The 585-nt window shown below is 63.4% G+C and carries 1 protein-coding gene; it reads left to right on the top strand.

The window, feature by feature from the left end; genetic code table 11:
* On the top strand, window positions 1–585 hold a 585-nt coding region (locus DIC66_RS22780), incomplete at both ends, for an electron transfer flavoprotein subunit beta/FixA family protein (RefSeq protein WP_147321410.1).

Genomic DNA, 585 nt, shown 5'->3' with positions numbered 1-585 from the left:
GTCAAACGCGTGGTGGACTACAACGTCAAGGTCCGTGTGAAATCGGACGGCAGCGGGGTAGACATCGCCAACGTCAAGATGAGCATGAACCCGTTTGACGAAATCGCCATCGAAGAGGCCGTGCGCCTCAAGGAGAAGGGCGTGGTCACCGAGATCATTGCCGTGTCCGCCGGTGTTGCCCAGTGTGCCGAGACCCTGCGCACCGCCCTGGCCATCGGTGCCGACCGCGCCATCCTGATCGAGACCGCTGCCGAGCTGCAACCCCTGGCCGTGGCCAAGCTGCTCAAAGCGCTGGTCGACAAAGAACAGCCCGGCCTGGTCATCCTGGGCAAGCAGGCCATTGATGACGACTGCAACCAGACCGGCCAGATGCTGGCCGCACTGGGCGACTGGCCACAGGCCACCTTCAGCAGCAAGGTCGAAATCGTGGACGGCAAGCTCAAGGCCACGCGCGAAGTGGACGGCGGCTCGGAAGTCCTGAGCCTGACCCTGCCCGCCATCATCACCACCGACCTGCGCCTGAACGAGCCGCGCTACGTCACGCTGCCCAACATCATGAAGGCCAAGAAGAAGCCGCTGGAAACC

This window comes from Rhodoferax lacus, assembly GCF_003415675.1.
In the GTDB taxonomy this organism is placed as follows: Bacteria; Pseudomonadota; Gammaproteobacteria; order Burkholderiales; family Burkholderiaceae_C; genus Allorhodoferax; species Allorhodoferax lacus.
Note: the sequence above shows the minus strand (reverse complement) of the source record. Positions and strands in the feature narration are given on the sequence as shown.